17 protein-coding genes are annotated in these 17,416 nt (G+C 58.2%); 6 read left to right on the top strand and 11 right to left on the bottom strand.

Going from position 1 to position 17,416, the window contains the following annotated elements:
• The first annotated feature begins 1 nt into the window (after position 1).
• Entirely contained in the window at positions 2 to 1,159 is a 1,158-nt protein-coding gene (locus tag V8P77_RS11140) for a glutathionylspermidine synthase family protein (protein ID WP_335912622.1), read from the top strand.
• A 107-nt stretch (positions 1,160 to 1,266) separates the two neighbouring features.
• Here the strand turns inward: V8P77_RS11140 and V8P77_RS11145 are convergent, their stop codons facing one another.
• The 4 genes from V8P77_RS11145 to V8P77_RS11160 all read right to left on the bottom strand — a co-directional run bounded on the left by V8P77_RS11145 (position 1,267) and on the right by V8P77_RS11160 (position 5,132).
• Positions 1,267 to 2,163 (bottom strand): alpha/beta hydrolase family protein, encoded by an 897-nt coding sequence (locus V8P77_RS11145; RefSeq protein WP_335912624.1) that lies wholly within the window; start codon positions 2,161 to 2,163, stop codon positions 1,267 to 1,269.
• Between the two features lie 112 nt (positions 2,164 to 2,275).
• Positions 2,276 to 2,668 carry a tautomerase family protein gene (locus V8P77_RS11150; RefSeq protein WP_335912626.1) on the bottom strand — a complete coding sequence of 131 codons (393 nt, stop codon included), beginning with the start codon at positions 2,666 to 2,668 and terminating at the stop codon, positions 2,276 to 2,278.
• A 60-nt stretch (positions 2,669 to 2,728) separates the two neighbouring features.
• A complete protein-coding gene (locus V8P77_RS11155; RefSeq protein WP_335912628.1) occupies positions 2,729 to 4,084 on the bottom strand; it encodes an MFS transporter in 1,356 nt (451 codons plus the stop codon).
• 61 nt (positions 4,085 to 4,145) lie between these two features.
• Entirely contained in the window at positions 4,146 to 5,132 is a 987-nt protein-coding gene (locus V8P77_RS11160; RefSeq protein ID WP_335912629.1) for an NAD(P)H-dependent flavin oxidoreductase, read from the bottom strand.
• A 114-nt stretch (positions 5,133 to 5,246) separates the two neighbouring features.
• Here V8P77_RS11160 and V8P77_RS11165 point away from each other — a divergent pair, with 114 nt between their 5' ends.
• A complete protein-coding gene (locus V8P77_RS11165; RefSeq protein ID WP_335912631.1) occupies positions 5,247 to 6,173 on the top strand; it encodes a LysR family transcriptional regulator in 927 nt (308 codons plus the stop codon).
• A gap of 302 nt (positions 6,174 to 6,475) precedes the next feature.
• Here the strand turns inward: V8P77_RS11165 and V8P77_RS11170 are convergent, their stop codons facing one another.
• The 3 genes from V8P77_RS11170 to V8P77_RS11180 all read right to left on the bottom strand — a co-directional run bounded on the left by V8P77_RS11170 (position 6,476) and on the right by V8P77_RS11180 (position 8,530).
• Positions 6,476 to 7,183 (bottom strand): molybdopterin-dependent oxidoreductase, encoded by a 708-nt coding sequence (locus tag V8P77_RS11170; protein WP_335912900.1) that lies wholly within the window; start codon positions 7,181 to 7,183, stop codon positions 6,476 to 6,478.
• 82 nt (positions 7,184 to 7,265) lie between these two features.
• Positions 7,266 to 7,916 (bottom strand): cytochrome b/b6 domain-containing protein, encoded by a 651-nt coding sequence (locus tag V8P77_RS11175; RefSeq protein ID WP_335912633.1) that lies wholly within the window; start codon positions 7,914 to 7,916, stop codon positions 7,266 to 7,268.
• 8 nt (positions 7,917 to 7,924) lie between these two features.
• The gene (locus V8P77_RS11180; protein ID WP_335912634.1) at positions 7,925 to 8,530 is read right to left on the bottom strand and encodes a hypothetical protein; all 606 of its coding nucleotides are present in this window, start codon (positions 8,528 to 8,530) and stop codon (positions 7,925 to 7,927) included.
• A 185-nt stretch (positions 8,531 to 8,715) separates the two neighbouring features.
• On the opposite strand from V8P77_RS11180, the gene V8P77_RS11185 reads away from it, so the two are divergent.
• Both V8P77_RS11185 and V8P77_RS11190 read left to right on the top strand, forming a co-directional pair.
• Positions 8,716 to 9,387, top strand: coding sequence for a heavy metal response regulator transcription factor (locus V8P77_RS11185; protein WP_335912636.1), 672 nt, complete (start codon positions 8,716 to 8,718; stop codon positions 9,385 to 9,387).
• Positions 9,384 to 10,766: a heavy metal sensor histidine kinase gene (locus V8P77_RS11190; protein ID WP_335912637.1), complete on the top strand. Its 1,383-nt coding sequence runs from the start codon at positions 9,384 to 9,386 to the stop codon at positions 10,764 to 10,766. Before V8P77_RS11185 ends, V8P77_RS11190 begins: the two co-directional genes overlap by 4 nt.
• Before the next feature lie 473 nt (positions 10,767 to 11,239).
• Here V8P77_RS11190 and V8P77_RS11195 read toward each other — a convergent pair whose 3' ends face one another.
• The 3 genes from V8P77_RS11195 to htpG all read right to left on the bottom strand — a co-directional run bounded on the left by V8P77_RS11195 (position 11,240) and on the right by htpG (position 15,389).
• On the bottom strand, positions 11,240 to 12,031 hold the full coding sequence (locus tag V8P77_RS11195; RefSeq protein ID WP_335912638.1) for an OBAP family protein: 792 nt from the start codon (positions 12,029 to 12,031) through the stop codon (positions 11,240 to 11,242).
• Positions 12,032 to 12,505: 474 nt separating this feature from the next.
• Complete coding sequence (locus V8P77_RS11200; protein ID WP_025397533.1) at positions 12,506 to 13,222, bottom strand: Crp/Fnr family transcriptional regulator; 717 nt, start codon at positions 13,220 to 13,222, stop codon at positions 12,506 to 12,508.
• A 277-nt stretch (positions 13,223 to 13,499) separates the two neighbouring features.
• On the bottom strand, positions 13,500 to 15,389 hold the full coding sequence (gene htpG / locus V8P77_RS11205) for a molecular chaperone HtpG (protein WP_335912640.1): 1,890 nt from the start codon (positions 15,387 to 15,389) through the stop codon (positions 13,500 to 13,502).
• 305 nt (positions 15,390 to 15,694) lie between these two features.
• Between htpG and V8P77_RS11210 the strand changes: the two genes are divergently transcribed.
• Positions 15,695 to 15,877, top strand: a complete 183-nt coding sequence (locus V8P77_RS11210; protein ID WP_025397535.1) for a hypothetical protein — start codon at positions 15,695 to 15,697, stop codon at positions 15,875 to 15,877.
• A gap of 194 nt (positions 15,878 to 16,071) precedes the next feature.
• Here V8P77_RS11210 and V8P77_RS11215 read toward each other — a convergent pair whose 3' ends face one another.
• Complete coding sequence (locus V8P77_RS11215) at positions 16,072 to 16,440, bottom strand: winged helix-turn-helix transcriptional regulator (protein WP_335912642.1); 369 nt, start codon at positions 16,438 to 16,440, stop codon at positions 16,072 to 16,074.
• Positions 16,441 to 16,539: 99 nt separating this feature from the next.
• Between V8P77_RS11215 and V8P77_RS11220 the strand changes: the two genes are divergently transcribed.
• Positions 16,540 to 17,286 carry an NADPH-dependent F420 reductase gene (locus V8P77_RS11220; protein ID WP_335912644.1) on the top strand — a complete coding sequence of 249 codons (747 nt, stop codon included), beginning with the start codon at positions 16,540 to 16,542 and terminating at the stop codon, positions 17,284 to 17,286.
• Positions 17,287 to 17,416 lie beyond the last annotated feature (130 nt).

Consider the following 17,416-nt stretch of genomic DNA (forward strand, 5'->3'; position numbering starts at 1 on the left):
CATGAAGCGCATCACACTTCCGGCGCGTCCTGATTGGCTTGACAAGGCGCGCGCCGTCGGCTTCGGGTTTCACGTCATGTATGGCGAGCCCTATTGGCTCGACGATGCCGCCTACACGTTCACGCTCGATGAGATCGAGATGCAGATCGAAGGGCCGAGCCAGGAACTGCACGACATGTGCATGGATATGGTCGGCGATATCGTCAGAAGCGAAGAGACGCTCGACAGGCTGGCCATTCCGGAGGACCTGCGCGATGTGGTGCAGCGCTCCTGGCAGCGCCGCGACCGGCACCTCTACGGCCGATTCGATCTTGCTTACGACGGCACTGGCCCGGCCAAGTTGCTCGAATACAACGCCGATACCCCCACTTCGGTGTTCGAGACGGCCTATTTCCAGTTCAACTGGCTGACCGACCAGATGGCTTTGGGTATCCTGCCCAAGGATGCGGACCAGTATAATTCCTTGCAGGAAGGCCTCGTCGAGGCGTTCGAGCAATTTTCCAAAGAGTCGATCTTCCACTTCGCGGCGATGACCGACAATGAGGAGGATCGCGGCACGACGGTCTATCTGATGGACTGTGCAGTGCAGGCCGGCCATCGCGTCGAGCTTCTGGACATACGCGAGATCGGCATCGATGCGCAGGGTCGCTACACCGACCTCCAGGATCGGGTGATCGACCGCTGCTTCAAGCTGTATCCGTGGGAATTCATGCTGCGCGAGCCGTTCGCACGCGACCTGGTGCGCTCAGGCGATGTTTTCGTCGAGCCCGCCTGGAAGGCCGTGCTCTCCAACAAGGGGCTTTTGCCTCTGCTCTGGCAGCGCCACCCCAATCATCCCAACCTGCTGCCCAGCTATTTCGCCGACGACCCGGCGGCCTCGACCTTGACGGACTATGTGCGCAAACCGCTGCTGTCGCGAGAAGGCGAGAACGTCACGATATTCCGAGATGGCCGGGAATTGATTTCCGCCCCCGGCGATTATGGTGAGGAAGGTTTTATCGTCCAGGCTTATGCGCCGCTTTTCGAAAGCGATGGCGGCTTCGCTGTGCTCGGCAGCTGGATCGTCGGTGATCGCGCCTGCGGTCTTGCGGTCCGCGAGGACCGCTCGCGCATAACCGCCAATCTATCGCGTTTCGTACCGCACGTCATCGTCGGGTAGGAGGAGATATTTCGCACGCGCGGTGTCTTCGTGTAGCGCTACGGCCGAAGACGCCGCCACTTCCCGCGAATTTGTCACCTCAAGGAAGCGCCATTCGCCCCTCACGATCATTGGCTGTTGGACTTCAGGAAGGCGACCGTCGCCGAAATCAGCTTGTCCACCGTCTCAGCACTCTGTTCGACGCCGAACCCATGATCAACGGTTTCAGTCCACAGTTCCTCCGGGCCATCGTGATAAGCTAGTAGCGACTTGGCGAGAACGGGCTGGGGAAAGACGATGCTATCGCGTGTGCCGACCGCCAAGAACAGCGGCGCCTTGTAGCGCGAGATTTCGCCGGCAGGCTGCACTGCGTACAGGCTCTCGAAGAAGCGGCCTTTCAAGGGAATTTCCTTGCCATCGCCGACGCGCTTGGCGGGATAGACTTTATCGCCCGCTGTCACAGCTTCGGCCATCTGCTTCTCGCCAAATATGGAGATGAACGCGGCCGGAAGATTGATGCCGGGGTTCCAGAGCACGACAGACTTTAGAGGCGTTTTCGTCCGGCCGGCGACCGCGGTCGTGACCGCACCACCCAGGCTCATTCCCATCAACGAAATACGTTTGCCATCGACGCTGTCATTCGTCGATAGGAAGTCGAGCGCCGCTTGTGCGTCCGTTATCTCGGTTTCGACGGTCACGTCTTCGAATTTGCCGTCACTCTCACCGCTGCCGCGAAAATCAATCCGAAGCGAAGCGATGCCATTCTTCGCGAGCACCGGCGCAGCGCGCCCAAACAGGCCTTCCTTCACTGCCTCCGAACTCCACTCGTTGCGGCTGCCGGTGAAACCGTGAAGCATCAGGACGACGGGAGGTTTGGCAACATCATCCGGCGTGACCATCGTGGCTACGATCGTCTGACCCTCGACTTTGAGCTTAACGACGGTCTCTTTGGCTTGTGCCGAAACCAAGAAGGTCGTCATCAGCACTCCCAGTGACACTGCAACGGTTTTGTGTAGCTGTTTCATAATAGCTCTTCCTTGGTCGTTTGAATTGGCACCCGGCCGGTCAAAGCTGATGGCGTGGCGGTATCGGACTGGTTCAGGCGTTGATGTCTTTTCACTGCCGCGGATCCTGATTTCAGCGAAGCTCGCCGGTTATGAATTGAGCTCGACCAAGGCCGAAGGACCAATCGGCGTCACCATTTTCCACGATACTGACCACAACATCTGCAGGGTCGATCGCACAGGCATCCGAAAGCCTCGCGGCAACGAGACGATAGAACGTCTGTCTGTCGTCTGCGGACCGCCCTCGCGAGATCACCTCGATAATGATCAGCCTGTCACTGCGAGAAAGACCAAGCCCAGTATCCTCCGCGCGCACATGCGATCTCTCGTGCTCGATCAGGATCTGATAGCGATCGGCTAGCGGTACATGGAAGGCCTGGACTACCGCCTCATGGATGCAGTCGAGGATCGTGTCGTGTTCTTCGGGCGATCGGCCCTTTAGAAGGTTGATTTTTATCAGCGGCATTGCCGTCCTCTGGAAATAAAGGAAAAGGGCGGGGGACGCGCCAGCGTCCCCCTTGAACATTCAGTTTGCCTCTATCGGCAGGCCAGTTGTGGCAGGTTCACGCTCTCCAGCCAGGGCGCGAGGGAAGCAGAGCACATTTACCGCCGCGCTCATGATCGCGATCGCGATGGGATAGGCGAGCCCTGCATAGATGTTGCCCGTGTAGGCAACCAGCGACAGGCTGATGAGAGGAACAAAGCCGCCAAACACGCCTGTTCCGATGTGATAGGGAAGTGAGAGCGATGTGTAACGCAGTTTCGCCGGAAAGAGCTCGACGAGGAAAGCTGCCATCGGCCCGTAAACAAGCCCGACGAAAACGAGTTGGGCGACGATCAGGGCCGTAACCAGAACGAAATTCTGCGCAGCGACGGCTGCCGCGATGCCCTGATAAATCGGCACATAGAATACGGCTGCTAGAATGAAGCCGGTGACAATCAACTTGCGGCGGCCGATCCGGTCGGACAAGGCGCCGAAGAAAACGATGAGCGGCGTTCCGATCACCAAAGCAGCCGCAAGGCAAAGGTTTGCTGTCAGAAAGTCCAGCTTCAGCACGCTCTGCAGGAAATAGAGGGCGTAGAATTGCCCGGTATACCACACGCAACCCAGGCCGGCGGTCGCCCCGAACAGCGCAAAGGCTGCATAGCGCATACCATGACCGGTGGCGAAACTCTCACGAATTGGGCTCTTTGCGGTCTTCCCGCCTTTCCGAAGCTCCTCGAAAACCGGGGATTCGCTCAGCTTGAGGCGCAGATATATGGACAGGACGATCAAGACCGACGATAGCAGGAAGGGAATTCTCCAGCCCCACTGCTTGAAGAGTTCTTCGCCAAACGACAACCGGCACGTAAGCACGACGACAATCGCCAGAAAAAAGCCGACGGTTGCCGTTGTCTGGATAAAGCTCGTGAAGAAACCGCGCCGCTTCGCCGGTGCATGTTCTGCAACGTAAACGGCGGCGCCGCCGTATTCACCGCCGATTGCCAATCCCTGGATCAGCCGAAGGACGACGAGCGCGATCGGCGCGAAATATCCTGCGGTTTCAAAGGTTGGCAAGATGCCGACGAGCGCGGTCGCAACGCCCATCAAAATGAGCGTCATCAAGAAGGTGCTCTTGCGTCCGAAGCGATCACCGATGCTGCCGAACAGCAGGGCTCCCAACGGGCGAACGACAAAACCCGTGGCGAAGGTCGCGACGCTGATCAGAACGGCTGCCGTCGGCTCATTGGCCGGGTAGAAGAGCGTCGAGAAAAAAATTGCCAGGCTTCCGTAGAGATAAAAGTCGTACCATTCGATAACCGTGCCGGCGCTTGATGCGAGAACAACGGTCCAGATGCCTGGTTTGCGGACAGAATCGTCCCTTTCCTGTAGCTGTTGCATGCTGCAGTCCCCTTTTTATGTTTTTGGAAGTGGTCGGCCCTTTCATTTGGGCCGCGGCAATTTAGCTGGCGATGCGCTGATCGAATGCGTAGAGGCTAAGTCTTTCGCTTGCCTCGCGCACAGTTCGGCGAACAATGTCCTTTGCCGATGGAAGGTCGTTGATGAGGCCCACCGCCTCGCCGACTGTCACGTTGGCTGTGTCATAATCGCCAGAGACTGAAGCCGTCTCGACCTTCGACAATTCTTCGATGTGCAGCGTACGCAGCTCTTCCTCTCGACCATGCCATTTGTCGATGAAGCCGTTCCTGAGCAGCCTTCCTGTATAGCCAGCGGGCCAAGCCTTCTGACGGACGATATCGTAGACGGATGTCCGGATTGTCTCGTCGCCAGAAGCCGCGACAACCTTGTCTTTGGCGGCCTGATGGATGAGCGACTCGCGCGTTGCCCAGAACCTCGTTCCCATCAGGATCCCGTCTGCTCCGAGCATCAGCGAAGCGGCCAAGCCCCTGCCGTCGGCAATGCCGCCAGCGGCCACGACAATGACGGACGGCGAAATCTTTGCCACGAGATCCACGACCGACGGGACGAAGGGCATGGTTGACCGCGCGACCAGGCCATGGCCGCCGGCCTCGGTCCCCTGAACGATAAGAACGTCGGCGCCAACGTCGATTGCACGTCGGGCATGTTCGAGCGTGTGGATCATGCAGATCAGCGGGACACCTGCCTGCTTGACCCGTGCCGCGAGCTTCGCCGGATCTGAAAAGGAGAGCATCATCGCGGAAGGACGCTCTGCCAGCGCACGATCAAACAGATCAAGGTCAGACTCAACTGCCCAGGTGATGAACCCGCAGCCAACGCGTTCGTTGGTGATTAGTGATGACTCCGTCTCGTACCATGGACGATCAGCATATCCGCCACCCAAAAGACCCAAACCGCCTGCGTCGGCGACGGCGGACGCAAGGGCGCCACCCGCTGCCGGGGTCATCGGTGCCAGGATGATCGGGTGCTCAATATTGAAAAACTCTGTCAGACGCGTCCGTATCGTCATCGTACTTCTCCCAGTTTGCAGAATGTCCCGGTTATTTTCTTTGACGCTATGGTGACGCTTGACGAATGACAAACGATTAGATCTGATGTTTTCCATCAGAAAAGGAGATGGCTGATGAACAGCGTCGACCTCAAGTTTTTCCAGGCGGTGGTGAGAGCAAACAGCATTGGAGGGGCGGCCGGTGTGCTGCACACCGTCCAATCCAACGTCACCGCACGAATAAAATCGCTTGAGGAAGAAATCGGCGCGCCGCTTTTTCATCGCTCGAGGCGAGGGGTTACGCTGACAGCCACCGGCATTCAGCTCGTTCCCTATGCCGAGCGCGTCGGGGAGCTTCTTGACGAAGCCAAGCGCGTTGTCACGGACCACGGTACGCCGAGTGGTCTACTCAGGATCGGCTCGATGGAGACCACTGCAGCGCTACGCCTTCCGCCCATCCTGATCCGTTATGCTGAAGAATATCCGGAGGTCGACGTCCTGGTGGAGGCTTCACCGACGGAACAGCTCGTCAACGAGGTCGTTGCTCGCAAACTGGATGGCGCATTCGTCTCCGGCCCCATCGCTCATCCCGAACTGCAAAGCCTTTCGATCATCGAAGAGGAGCTCGTTGTCATCTCCTCGCCGCGGGTTCACGAGCTTGCGGATCTGAAGGCGTTGGCCGCATTGCCGGCGCTGAAGGTCCTCGCCTTTCGATCGGGCTGTTCCTATCGCCGGCGCATGGACACGTTCCTGGCGGCATGTGGGGTAACGAATGTCCGCTGGATGGAGCTCGGAACCATGGACGGGATCATCGGCTGCGTCGCCGCCGGGGTCGGCGTGGCCATGCTGCCTCGGGGGGTTGTTCAGGCGGCGGCAGCCGACAGACGGGTCATGATACACCAGCTTCCTGACAATCTGCGATCGGCGCCGACTGTTTTCGTGACGCGGAGCGACGAATATCTTTCTGCGGCACTTCAGGCGTTCATGACGGTAGCGTTTGAGGCGCATTCACGGCCTTGGCCGGCAAGACCAGAGCCGGTTCTCCAACTGCAGCAGGGCTAGGAAACGTCCTGAAAAAAGGCATCGGTCGAACGTGGTCTTCCGCTGGCTTTCACCCGCGGGCTTGGGGCAGCTCCGTCTGGAGGGGACCAGAAGGGTTATGCCGACAACCAGCACAATTACCCGGCAATGGTCGCCTTTATCTCAGACCGCCGCATCAAACTCGCCCTTGATGTCCGAGTACCTGGCGAGTGCCTCGCGGAACTCACCGAAGGCTGGTGATCGCTGAGGTTACACCCGGCACGGGTCAACAGCTATCAGCCGATCGTGGAAGTTCAGGGCGCCGGGGCTGGCGGCGGAGCTGTTCAAAGCCCGCTGAACCAGTTGTAGCCCTGATCTTCCCAATAACCGCCCGGATAATCATTGGTAACGAACACCTCAACAATATGCTTGGGGTTCTTGAATCCAAGCTTGGTCGGCACCCTGAGCTTCATAGGCGAGCCATATTTCAGCGGCAAGGGATCCTTGCCGAAATCGAGCGCCAGGATGGTTTGCGGATGCAGTGCCGTCGGCATATCGATGCTGGAATAGTAGCGGTCCGCGCATTTGAAGCCGACATATTTGGCTGTCATGTCCGCGCCAACATGCTGGAGGAAGACGCTTAGGGGAGCGCCCCTCCACTCGCCGATCGCGCTCCAGCCCTCGATACAGATATGCTGCGTGATCTGGGAGACCTGCGGCAAACGGCGCAAATCATCAAGGCTCCACGGTGTCTTTTTGTCGACGAGCCCGGAGACTTGCAGCCTGTATTCCAGGAGGTCGATCTCCGGCGCGCTATCTTCCGGATAGAAGGCATTGAACGGAAAGGGGTCCGTGATGTCTTCTGGCCGGTAGGTTGGCGCTAACCGATTGCGGTCGAACAGGAGCGCCTGCACCCGGTCGTTCCAACGGGACATCGCCCAAAGCACCTTGTCGACAGCTGTGTCGTCCTGGAGATTGCAGCCCGACAGCATGGCCAGTGCACCTAAAGACAGGCCTTGGCGAAAGAACAGGCGTCGGCTGATATTCTCCAGTTCCGGACGATGGTCGCCGAGCACAACTCCGCTCTTTTGTCGTTTGCGCCCCAACAAGGTGGTGGGTCCTACTCTTTTCGGCTCAGGCCGCTCCGCCATCACTCTTTTCCTTTTTTTCCTTCAAAAGTCCTGTTCCAAAAACCATGGACAGGAGTGTTTTCGGAACAACGGCAACCATGACGATGTGGACGATTAGAAAGCCCAATAGAGCCGCCATACCGGTGAAGTGCACGATACGGGCGGAGTCGAAACCGCCGAGAAGCGCCGTTAACGGGCCAAACTGGATGGGCTTCCACAGGACTAATCCAGACGCAAGCATCAAACCGCCGAGAAGAAGAACCCCAAGGTACATGGCCTTCTGAATGGCGTTGTAGCTGTGGGATTCGTGCCGGAGGCTGAAAGTCAGTGCGAGCCGAAGATCGCGCAGGAGATCGCCCAGACGCAAGTTCAGCAAGCGTTTACGCAGGTAATTGCTTGCCGTGCCGAAGGCGAGATAGACGAGGCCGTTGCCGACAAAGAGCCACATCACTGCGAAATGCCAGGCGGTCGAGCCGCCAAGCCAACCGCCAAGCGTCATTTCCTCCGGGAAGCGGAAGGGCAGGATCGGGTGGGCATTGTAAATGCCCATTCCGCTCATCACCATACACACCATCGCAAAGACGTTGATCCAGTGCGTAAGGCGAACCACGACAGGATGGCTTGCCGACCGTGGATCCTTCTTTTCTTGTCGCATCCTGGGCCTCACATCGGTGGCGCTATGCCGTTAGCGCCGACGCTGACCGATACCGCCGTCAGCGAGCCGTCCTCGGCCTTCGTGGCGAACAGAACAAGCTTTGCGCCGGTTGCCAGGAGCGAGCGGTCGCCCGGCTCGAGACTGACGACCGGAACATCGGCAGGCACGAAGACCTTCTTCTCGCCGTTCTTATACTTGACCGTCAGCGTGCGGCCGTCGGTGCCGAGAATGCTGCCGACCGCGCCATTGGTCATCGAACTGTCCTTGGCGCCGTCCCATGGCCTGGAGCCCTCGCCGACGCCACGCATGGAGGCGGGAAAGATGTGCACCTCGAGAGCCTTCAGCGTTCCATCCGGCTGAGGGGCAGCAGCCGTGCCGATATAGCTGTCAGGCTTAATCGCGCTCAGATCGGTGAGCGCGACGGATATGAACATGGTGCCGGCCGAAAGCTTTACGGCAATGTCCTTGCCGTCTCGCGCCTTGACGTGGATTGCATCCTTCGTGACTTCGGTGATGGCGCCACGAACACGAACCGGATCTGCCGCACTGGCAGCGCCGGCCAAGAGGGTGAGCAGTGTAAGTGCCTGTGCTGCCGACCGTAAAGTCGATTTCATGGATTGGTGCATCGTTTGAAAGCCTCACTAACAGGTTAAAGGGACGTGGTAAAACTAGACCGGCGGCCCGCTCTCTGCGGTGACGCCAGAATGACAATTTCGTCATCCATCTTTCACTGAATTGCCCCGCGTGAATTGCTAGAAGACAATGATCTGAGATAGAGGGGGCAGGGGGCGGGGAGAACATGGCAATCCTGATCATCGAGGACGATCCCAAGACCGGTGACTATCTCCGCAAGGGGCTGAGGGAGAGCGGTTACGCCGTGGATCTGGCGCGTACCGGCACCGATGGCGTGCATCTGGCGATGCAGCAGGTCTATGATCTGATCCTTCTCGATGTCATGCTCCCGGGCATCGACGGCTGGGAGATCATCCGTCGCATTCGTGAACAGCGCGATCTGCCCGTCATCTTCCTGTCTGCGCGCGATGATGTGAACGATCGCATTCGTGGCTTGCGGCTCGGAGCCGATGATTATCTGGTGAAGCCCTTCTCCTTCGTCGAACTGGAACTGCGGGTCCGTACGATCCTGCGTCGCGGCCTGGCGCGCGAAAGCGATGTCTTCGAGGTAGCAGACCTGCGTCTGGACGTGCTGCGACGCAAAGTGACGAGAGACGGGATCGAAATTGCGCTCACCAACAAGGAATTCATGCTTCTCCATCTGCTGATGAAGCGGCAGGGCGAGGTCTTGTCGCGCACGCAGATCGCTTCTGAAGTCTGGGACATGAATTTCGACAGCGATACGAATGTTGTGGACGTCGCCGTCAAGCGGCTAAGAGCCAAGGTCGACGCGCCTTTCGGGCGAAAACTGATTTCCACGATCCGAAGTGTCGGATACAGCCTGAGCCTCGACGCATGAGCCGCAACAGTCAAAGGTCATCCTCGCTCATCCTGCGGCTTATGGCCTCCCAGGTCTCAGTCCTTTGCGTTCTGACGGGTGCGCTCGGCATCTATTTCTATCATTCGGTGCGCTCCTCACAGGAACAGCGCATCGAGACGATCGTCTCGGGCCGGGCCGGCTATTATGCTCGGCTTGTCAGCGAGATGTATCCTCTCGGCGAACTGAAGGAGCGGCCGTTGCTTATTGCCAAGATGCTTGGCGCCGAGCGCGACGTCCTTGCATTCCGCCATCCCTCGGGTGAGGTCGTAATCGAGGTCAATCCAGACGGGATCCCACTTCCCCCGCCGGCCGCCGCTGCGTCTACCAGTGCCAGAACTGTCACCAGCAACGGTATCGAGGTCTACTGGACCTCAGTGCAGACCAAGGCACTGGATACCAACGAGCCGATCGAGGTTGTGGCCGGTCACCCGATGACCGACGAACAGGCCATGCTGGCGACGTTTCGCAACCGTTTCCTGATGGCGACCATTGCTGGTGTCATCGTCGCGACCGCGATCGCTTATGGCCTTTTGCGGCGTGGCCTGCTGCCGGTTCGGGATATGGCCACCAGAGCCGCCGAGATTCATCCGGGGCAGCTGCATGTGCGGCTGGATGTCCTTCACGCGCCAACGGAGCTGCGAGCGCTGGCCGGCGCCTTCAATGCGATGCTGGACCGGCTTACCGACGGTTACCAGCGTTTGTCGCAGTTTTCGGCCGATCTCGCGCACGAAATCCGCACGCCTCTTGGTGTTTTGATCGGCCAGACCCAGGTCACGCTTGCCCAGCCAAGGACTGTAGATGAATATAAATCCGTGCTGGAGTCGAACCTCGAGGAGTTCGAGCACCTCAACCGCTTGAGCGAGAATATGCTTTTCCTTGCAAGGGCGGACGAGGGACGACAGCTGGTCGATAAGGTCGCGATCGACATGGACCATGAACTTCACAAGATCGCCGATTATTTCGAAGGCCTGGCATTGGAGCGCGATATGCGCTTCAGTATCGAGGCTGCGGGCGCTGCAAATGTCAGTGTCGACCTTTTTCGCCGGGCCGTGGGCAATCTTGTCGTCAATGCCATTCGTCATGGCCGGGAAGGTACGACGGTCCAACTGCGGGCAGCCAGTGCTGGTGACAAGGCGATTATCGAGGTCGAGAACGAGGGAGTGAGCCTGTCACCGGACCAGTTGGACCGGTTGTTCGACCGCTTTTACCGGGTAGACGCGGCCCGCAGCGGCAGCTCGTCTTCGCACGGACTGGGTTTGGCGATCGTCGATGCCATCATGCGGCTGCATGCGGGCTTGGCGGATGTTTCATGCCCAGAGGAGGGAATGATCCGTTTTCGCCTCTCCTTTCCGGTGTGAGTTGCCAACCGCAACTTGAAAGCCGCCGGAAATAAAAGCAAAAGGCGCCTTAGCCCGATGGCGCTTGCGCTCCGAAGCGTAACGGCGCCTGTGAAAGAACGACTTCGAGGCGATATAATTCTTTCTGCGACATGGTGATCATAAAGGACATGACGACTCCGACCGCTCATGGTCTCGACCAGGCTGAAGATCGTCATCCTTGCTCCCGACGTTGGCATTGACCAGAGAGGCGAGACTGTCGCATCTCTAACTGGCCCAACTGTCGCATTACTAAATAGCCATTACGCAACTTATAATTGCAAAAGTGGCGTAATCGATCTTATGGAACTCCGCTGGTGTGTCGGGCCGGGTCGATCGCGCAGACGTCGCTTACGGTCATTTGGAAATGAAGTTTCGCCAATGCGTAGCTCAACGCGTTCGGGCGCTATCGCATGAGGCCAACGAAACCGAGGGCGCTCGACTGCCGCTTTTCGCTAAGGCTTGTTCTTGAGCGGCATGTCCTGCAGAACCAGTTGCTTTGCGGTTCCCTTCTTCCATCCGTCGGCCAAGGGATCCGACTGTGGCGCCGACTTCGCCAAATCGGACCGTTCGCTTCTGGTCTCCGAGGTGCTGACGCCGAGCGCCTCGTCGCGCCTCTGGATCATCTCCGGCTTGAGCTGTCCGTCGGCCGTGAAACCCATCATCAGTTGCGGAAGGCCAGTGGGCAGCGAAGAATTCTTATCGATCTGCCAAGTGTGCCAAGTTTTTCCGTAGGTGGAAACGAGGCTGGCGATTGCCGTGTGTTCTACACCTCCCGGAATGCCTGGCATCACCAGCTCGCCGGACGTGGTCTCGTGCCGATGACTGTGCCAGAGCGGCTTTTCGTCGTCAGGCAGCGTCTTGAATAGGCGCTCAGAAACGATGTACTCGATACCGATAAGCCGAGAATCCGGTTTGCTTCCGTCGTAGATCACGCATTGGAAGAAATCCTCGTTGACGTGACTGCAATAATGATGCGCCTCGACCTGCCTGCCCATGTCGTCGGCGTAAAAGTGGAAGCCATTCAAATACATGTTGATGGCGCTGATTGGACTGTCGTTCTGAAGCAAGTCCGCGCCTATACCGAGCATCGTGCTTTTGGTTGATTTCTCGGCGCCCGGAATGTGACCGTGGTTTGGCTGCTGCTGGGCAAGGGCGCGGCCGCAAGAACACCCGATCGCGGTTGCGGCCGCAGTAGCGAGCGCGAAGAAGCCCCGGCGGTCGGGGTGGAGAGGATTTCGGAACATGCTGTCCTCCAGCTTTGAGGAGCTCGAACCCCGGGCGGAGGCGAGAGTTCCGTTCCTGCTGGAAATAAACAGCGGTGCGTTCAGCCATGCCGCCGCAAGGATCTGTAACGGGCTCGACCCGCTGCTAGACCGTTGGCGAAGCTCACGCTATCGCACTTCGGGCGTGGAGGCGGTGGCCAGAGGTATCATAGCACTTTCGTTGCGCAGAAGCGCGGCGAGATCAGCGGGGAATTGCATCCGGTCGATGCCGAGCAACTCTCTCCGCCTTCGCGCTCGGATCGCGACGAGTGACCAGACCTTCATGCTGCTTGTCCGAACGCTTCGAAACCGGTCGGGAAAATCTCGTCAAAGTCGTTCGTCGTAATTATCGATGCAGCAGCTCGATGGAGGACCGTGAGCGCTCGAACAGTGAGCGACACTGGAAGCACAGGGAGCCAATGAAGGATGATCGACGCTGCTCGACAAGCTCGTCCTTCATAAGCAAGCCTCCATCAAAAGACGGTGCTGTTCTTCAGGTCCTCCGTAGGCATCTTTGGCAAACTCCTCCATCGCCTCACGGTCGCGTATCGTGATCAAGCTTCGTTCTGCCTTGATGAAGCGGTTTCCTTCCAGAATGTGCAACGCAGTGGTGACGCTCGGACGTCTCACAGCTAGCATTATTGCCATGAATTCATGGGTCAGCGGCAGCTGGCGACCTTTAATCCGATCGTCGCACATAAGCAGCCAGCGCGCCAAGCGCTCACTGACCTCGTGAAGAGCATTCGACGCCGCAGTGTGTGACAGTTGAATGGTGAAGGCAGCGACGGAGCGTTGAACGAGGGTTCGAAAAGCCTTGTTGGTGTCTATCAACGTCACGAAGATGTCGAATTCCAGCCGGTAGGCTCCGCCCTCGATCTGGGCAATTACCTCATGCGGGCTCTTACGTATGCCTGCCGCGGCATGTGCAGGAACATATCCTTCGAACCCGAAGAGACCAGCCTCCGCACGATTGCCTTCCGCCGTCACCACCACGACCGAGCCTATGCCGCTCACAGGGAAATGGACGTGATCAACCGGTTCCCCTTGTCTCGCGAGCACCGCGCCTTTGGGCAGGTCGCAGAATTCCAGATAGGGAGCGACTGCTTGATAATCGGCTTCCGGAAGCCTTGCCAGAAGCCTATTTGCCATAAACGATTGTTGAGGAGCGGCCATTTTGCGCCTTCCATTGCTGTAACGGGTGCCCGCGCATCCCGCATTTAGCCCAACGCTGCCATTGGCGACAGTGAGCAATGGTAGGGTCATTTTCGGAAAGTTCAAACGAACTGTGCGGAAGGGTGCAAAGCAGTCGAAACGGTCAAGCCACAAAGCGCCGCGAACGCGCAAGCCTGCTCAGACGACTGAACTTCGGCGCCGAAGGCCGATGAGGGCGGGAATATTCGGAGGAATGTGGTGGAGGCTGGACCTGACTACCCCCACCTTTTCCTTGTTGCTACGACTGCACCGATCTCTGAAAGACCCGTCCAAGCCGCTCGGCAAATCGCCGGGGATCTGCTGGCCGATCGCCATCCAGAATGCGCGCCTGGTCAAGCAATAAGAACGCGGCGTCCTCCTGATAGGGGGCATCACCCTCCACGCACGCAATCGCTTTGATCAAGGGGTGCATCAAATTGATCTCCAGGATCGGCTTGGCCGCATCTTGAAGACGACCGGCGTTTCGCAGGATTTTTTCCATCTGCCTGTCATAGCCGTCTTCGGGCGCTACGAGGCAGACCGCACTCTCCGTCAGACGGTCGGAAGCCCGGACATCGGCAATCTGGTCGGCAAGTTTTTCCTTGGCGAATGCAAGGAAGGTTGCAGCGCTGTCGTTATCCCCCTCCTGCATTGTCTGGCCATCAAGCTTTGCAAACTGCGCCAGATCCGCAGCACCTTGCGTGATCGACTTGAACGCCTTGCCTTCATAGTCTGGAGCATTCATCGTCCAGAAGCTATCGATGGAGTCCGCCAAAAGCAGCACTTCGATGCCGCGCGCCCGGAACCCTTCGAGCTGTGGTGATGCCTTAAGCTGATCCAGGCTCCCGCCCGCCAGATAGTAGACGGCGTTCTGGCCCTCCTTGGCATCTTTGACGTAGTCGGCAAGTGAACGGTAGCCGTCGTTCGATGCGGACGTCCGAAACCGAGCAAGCGCCAAGAGCTGAGCGCGTCGCTCGAAGTCTTCGTAGATGCCTTCCTTGAGGACTGGTCCGAAGTTCTCCCAAAATTTGAGGAAGGCCTCGGCGTCACTATCAGCCAGCTTCTCTATCGCGGTGACTATCCTGCTGGTGATGCCTTTGCGGATCGCCGTCAGGATCGGGCTTTCCTGGATCATCTCACGAGAAACGTTGAGCGGGAGATCGGCGGTATCGACCAACCCACGAACAAAGCGCAGGTATGTCGGCAGCAGATCCGCATCATCGGTTATGAACACCCGCTTGACGTAAAGCTTCATCCTGCCTTTGCGTTCGGGATCGAACATATCGAAAGGCTGCGTTCCGGGTATGAACGCCAAAGCCGTATATTCCTGCCGGCCTTCAGCACGGAAATGTACGGTCAGCGCCGGTTCATCGTACTGCCCGGAGACGCCACGATAGAAGTCCGTATACTCTTCCTTGCTGACATCGCTCTTCGGCTTCGTCCATAGTGCGGTGCCGTCCGTTATCTGGACTGGCTCTTTGCCCGGTTTCTCAACAAGGCGGATCGCAACTGGCACGTGGCCGGATTGTTCCTTGACGATGCGTTCGACGGTCCAGCGGGCCGTATATTGCTTAGCGTCCTCCATCAGATGCAAGACAATACGTGTTCCACGGGATGGAGCTTCAGTGAGGCTGGTTGCCGGGCTGACGCTGTAGCTTCCCTTGCCGTCCGAAGTCCATGTCCAGGCTTCCTGCGTTCCGGCTCGACGGGAGACCACATCGACACGTTCCGCCACCATGAAACAGGAATAGAAGCCGACCCCGAACTGCCCGATCAGTTGAGCTCCTTCAGCGGCTTTGCTCGCTTCGATTCGCTCCATGAACGCACGAGTGCCCGATCTCGCGATCGTTCCCAGCGCCTCGATCATTTCGTCGCGGCTCATGCCGATGCCATTGTCTTCGACGACAAGCTGCCGGCTTTCTTCGTCCAGCGTCAGCGTGATCCGGTTTTCGGCATCAGCCCCGAGGAGTGAGGGTGTCTCGATCGCCTCATATCGAAGTTTCTCGCAGGCATCGGCCGCATTCGAAATCAGCTCACGCAGAAACACGTCCCTATCCGAATAAACGGAGTGGACCATCATGTGCAGAAGGCGGGCAACGTCGGCCTCAAAGACGTGGCTTTCAGCGGTCTGTTCTGCAGTCTTTGTCATGTGCTAGGGTTCTCCAGGAAAGCGAATTAGCGCCGATCAAATGGCGAAACAGGTCTGAAAAATCAAGGTGGGAACAGCCCTAATCGTGATGGAATCGCGAGCCGACCGATCCTCGCAACGTCTCTGCGAGAACCGCCTGGCGAACGCGGGCTCCAGAAGGCGTTAGCGCCCTTCACCGGAGCGGTGCAGTTTTCGACACATCGCCGCTGCCTCTATCAATCGAGCCATCCATCGGAACTCGAAGCCAACCCCATTGTTACTGCCGTAGGAGCCCAATGATCGAGCAAACGTGAAAGGAGCCGCGTGTGGACGAGGACAGGAAGGCCCAGTTGGCCATCGAGGGGACGGACAAAGAGCTGAACCAGGAGAAGAGGAACCCTCAGGCCGGGCCACATGCTCAAGATCACCTGACCGACAGGAGCAAAACGCCAGGCGCCGGAACATTGCCGGAGCGGGATGAAGAGACGGTCACGCCGGGATCCGGCTGATAGTACCAAAACCAATCTGGCCGCTGTGCCCATGAACCTGGGTGCGCGGTCCAGGCAGCTGTCGCAAGCGGTGCTCTGGTCGCCGATCGCCTGGAACGCTGGCGGAACCTGCTTGCAGAAAACCGCGAAAGGAACGGGAACCTACCGGTCACGCCACTCGATAAATAGATCTGCGGACTTCAATCCTTCGCCGTTCAGTCACCGTTCATGCCAGCGCGTCGCAGTAGAGCCCAGTCGATCAACGCTTCCATCGCCGGGCCGAGCGCGACGCCAAGGCTGCTTAAGCTGTACTCTACCCGGGGAGGCACCTCCGGATAGACGGTTCGCATGATTATTCCGTCTTTCTCAAGCTGCTTCAGTTGCTGGATGAGCATTTTCTGGTTCACGCCGTCGACACGCCGTTCCAACTCAGAAAAGCGGAGGGGACCATGCGCTGCAAACAGCTGGCAAATGATGACAGTCTTCCACTTGCCTTCGAGAACCCGCAGCGCCTCACTGGTCGCCGCAGCCCATACCTTTCGCTGCTCGGGATCCTGGCAGTTCCAGTCCTGTTCAGTCCGCATACATACCTCAATCGGGAGTAACACACCAAAAGGTGGGTTCTTGCCTGTTCAGCTATCTACTCCTATTTCCATTAGTACAGAAATACGGAAGGAATACATATGAAAATCGGCATCTTTGGCACCGGCAATATCGGCGGTACCCTCGCACGCAAGCTCGCCGCCGCAGGGCATGATGTCAGGATCACCAATTCAAAACCCTCCGAAAAGCTCAACGCATTTGCTGCCGACATCGGCGCCACCCCGGTTGATGCACAGGGCGTGGTGGATGGCGCTGATATGATCATCTTGTCGATCCCATTCCCGGCCGTTGCAGAGCTTCCGCAGGATCTATTCGCAAATCTTCCCGCTAACGTCCCGGTCGTAGATACGGGCAACTACTATCCTGGCATGCGCGATCCGCACATTGCCGCGATCGACGACGGATTGCCGGAAAGCGTCTGGGTTTCGAACCAGATTGGCCGCCGCGTTATCAAAGCCTTCAACAATATTCTGGCTGCGACCCTTGCCGATGGCGGGCGTCCGGTCGGTACACCAGATCGCATTGCAGCTGCCGTTGCGGGCGACGACGAGGCTCAGAAAAGAATCGTAATGGGCATCGTGGACGAGGTCGGTTTCGATCCCGTCGATTCAGGGTCTCTCGATGAGTCCTGGCGCCAGCAGCCGTCGACGCCCGTCTATTGCTGCGACTGGAACGTCGAGGAGACGCGCAAGGCCCTTGGTCAGGCTGTCAAGGGAAAGGCCGCAGCAACGCGGGGTAAATTGCCCGAACAATTCGCGGCACTCGGCCCCAATCCAAAGCACGCCGATGTCATCGCCTCCAATCGGGAGAACAATGCCCCGGCGTAAAGGCAATGAACCAACGACACCGCTCATCAGATAGCCAGCGTCTCTAATTTAGCGAGCTTTACGCGTTAAAGGACTCACTTTCTCAAGATATTTGATTGAACGACGTGGTTCTCCGCCTGCAGGATTTTGC

Origin of the sequence: Rhizobium aouanii, from assembly GCF_037002925.1 — a bacterium.
In the GTDB taxonomy this organism is placed as follows: domain Bacteria; phylum Pseudomonadota; class Alphaproteobacteria; order Rhizobiales; family Rhizobiaceae; genus Rhizobium; species Rhizobium aouanii.